General features: G+C 59.8%; 3 protein-coding genes. 1 reads left to right on the plus strand and 2 read right to left on the minus strand.

All coding sequences use genetic code 11. The features are described from left to right. Nucleotides 1–21 precede the first annotated feature (21 nt). A complete protein-coding gene (locus JF66_RS23280; RefSeq protein WP_156109926.1) occupies nucleotides 22–471 on the minus strand; it encodes a hypothetical protein in 450 nt (149 codons plus the stop codon). A 734-nt stretch (nucleotides 472–1,205) separates the two neighbouring features. Here JF66_RS23280 and JF66_RS18770 point away from each other — a divergent pair. Next, a complete protein-coding gene (locus JF66_RS18770; protein WP_035880389.1) occupies nucleotides 1,206–2,180 on the plus strand; it encodes an NAD-dependent epimerase/dehydratase family protein in 975 nt (324 codons plus the stop codon). Between the two features lie 110 nt (nucleotides 2,181–2,290). Here JF66_RS18770 and JF66_RS23820 read toward each other — a convergent pair. Further along, nucleotides 2,291–2,510: hypothetical protein (locus JF66_RS23820; RefSeq protein ID WP_197059489.1), on the minus strand; the 220-nt coding region annotated here is incomplete at its 5' end.

The following is a 2,510-nucleotide window of genomic DNA, read 5'->3' on the forward strand; positions in this document are numbered from 1 at the left end:
AAAGCGGGGAAACCACACCACTCAATGGGACATGACCAGAGAACCATCCTCAAGAAGGTTGGCAGTAGTACTCGCGGGCATTTCAAGAGGAAATCGGTACTCCGTAGCCGCAGATGCGGATTCAATGTTGATGATCGACTGACTACCGAAATCCGTGGCAAAGGTCGAAATCGCTGCATCAGGAAGCTCCGTGTTCACCAGAGCTGTTCCATGGCCTTCGAAGAGGGCTGCGGGGAGATCCGAGGAGCTAATTGTCTGCTTGCCAACTATGTTCCCCGGGATTTGAAGTGACAGCATTCCGGCTTCCGTATCTTCGTCTACAACCCTCGCCGTGCCGGGGACCAGTCCAAGCTGACTCCCGATGTTAGCTTCAACGGCGGATGCTTCTCGAACCTGACCGTCTCCCGTCGCTTCAGCCTGGATAGTTGGTTTTTGGGGTGCAGCGTAAACAGCGGATGTCGGTACAAGCACCGATGCCAAGACAATCGATGCAGTGGTTAGGAGATTCTCAGGGACTTCATTTAGGAATCGCCTTCTTTCTCATGAGTGGAAGGTATGAAAACGCTCCTCACCTCCCGGAACATGGTGGATCGTCAGGGGGTAGACAAGAAGACTCTAACAACGATCACGAGGTATGTTTTCTGCTTTCGATTTAGCTTTGATCAGGAACTATGGCCGTGATTCACGGTGCTTCTGAATCGTGAACGAGCGAAGAACGTCGTCGCGGTCAGCGTCCTTTGCGCAACTGCGTGGGGAGCGGAGCGGTGACGGTAGACATCGGCGATGTTGGGTCGGCCGCATTTCAGTGCTCCTCAGACGCCACGATGCCCTACGCCCATCACTTCAACCAGGCTTACGGACGGTCAGCCGTCTCCGTGTCGACGACGGGAGATATTGTTTGGGGACTAACGATCTCGAGCACGCCGGTCACGACTCGGCACAGGGCTGAGACCGTTGCTCAGTGGCCACGACTCGCCGTCGGTGCGGCATCGGTGAGTTGTCGATTTGGCGCGGATGAGGTTCCCATTTGACACAGTGACTGAGTCTTGGGCAACTGCTTGGATCTGTCGCAGCGGAGGTCCCCTTTTCGGGCGACCGCGATATCGCCGTGTGATTGTCGACTCTGCGACGATCATCGTCGATAGGTCCTGCGCTCAGAGCGAATGCGGTATCGATTCATCTCGGCTGTGCGATTCACTGGCGCTATGACACGCACACTTATTCTCGGAGGAACCGCCTGGCTTGGTCGAGAGATAGCCGAGCAGTTGGCTGTTCAAGGCCAGGATGTGACGTGCCTTGCGCGCGGTGAATCTGGAGAAGTCCCACACGGCGTGACGCTTGTCCGCTCCGACCGGCGATCATCTGGGGCCTACGGCCTTGTCTCTGGTGACGCCTGGGACGAAATTATTGAGCTCAGCTATGACGCGGACCTCGTCGCCGGAGCGCTCGAGGCTTTGGCGCGCAGCACGGCGCATTGGACCCTGGTCTCCTCCGTCTCTGTGTATGCGAGCAATGCTGAACCGGGTGCCGACGAAGATGCCATCCTCGTCGGGCCATCCGACCTCGACGATTACGCGCACGCCAAAGTCGCCGCCGAACGCGCCACGGCAGAGGCGGTGGGGGATCGTCTTCTTATTGCGAGACCGGGCCTGATCGCGGGGCCGGGCGACAGGAGCGACCGGTTCAGCTATTGGGTATCCAGGCTCGCCGCTGCTCCCGCGGAACCCATTCTCGTGCCGAATGCCGAGGATCGGTACGTGCAGTTCATCGACGTTCGGGACCTTGCCGGATGGCTCATCAGCGCGGGACAGCGCGGCCTGAGCGGCATCTACAACGCCGTCGGGAGCGAACACAAACTCTCCACCGTTCTGCTGGCCGCCGCCCAGGTTGCCGGCCACACGGGTGAACTCGTTGCGGCCGAGGACGAATGGCTGACCGCGCACAGCGTCAATTACTGGGCTGGCCCCCGGTCCCTGCCGCTATGGCTTCCCCGCAGCGACTCCGCCTTCGCCCGCCGCAGTCGCAGCCGCTTCGTCGCAGCGGGTGGAAACGAGCGAACCCTGCAGGACACGCTCGAGGACGTGCTGGCGGACGAACGGGCCCGTGGACTCGACAGGGAACGTCGATCCGGCCTCACCCAGCAAGAGCAGCGCGTTCTCCTCACCGAGATCGGTGCCTAAAAGCCCGCGATGCAGCACTGTCCAATCTCGCCCCAGGCGCCACGGTTAAGAATCCCGCAAGAGTTTCGGCTTGCGGGAAGAGCGGCTGTGTTCAGCTTCGACGAACCCTACTACTGGCGGCGACGTATGAGCGGGATGATCGCCAACGCGAGCATGGGGATGTAGAAGAGGATCATTGTCTGTATCGGGATGAGCAGGAGTGTCAACGGGTACGCGAAGCCGCTCAAAGCCATGCTCAGGATGAGTGCGGCGAGAAGGAATGCTGCCAGAGCGATGGTGCAGACAACAGATATTCGCCGCCGGCGTGCCCTGCGTGTGAGGAGTGGGATG

This window comes from Cryobacterium sp. MLB-32, from assembly GCF_000738085.1.
Lineage (GTDB): Bacteria > Actinomycetota > Actinomycetes > Actinomycetales > Microbacteriaceae > Cryobacterium.

Excerpts from the sequence above, each read along its gene's own strand:
- JF66_RS18770 (WP_035880389.1), top strand. The coding sequence starts at position 1,206 with ATGACACGCACACTTATTCTCGGAGGAACCGCCTGGCTTGGTCGAGAG.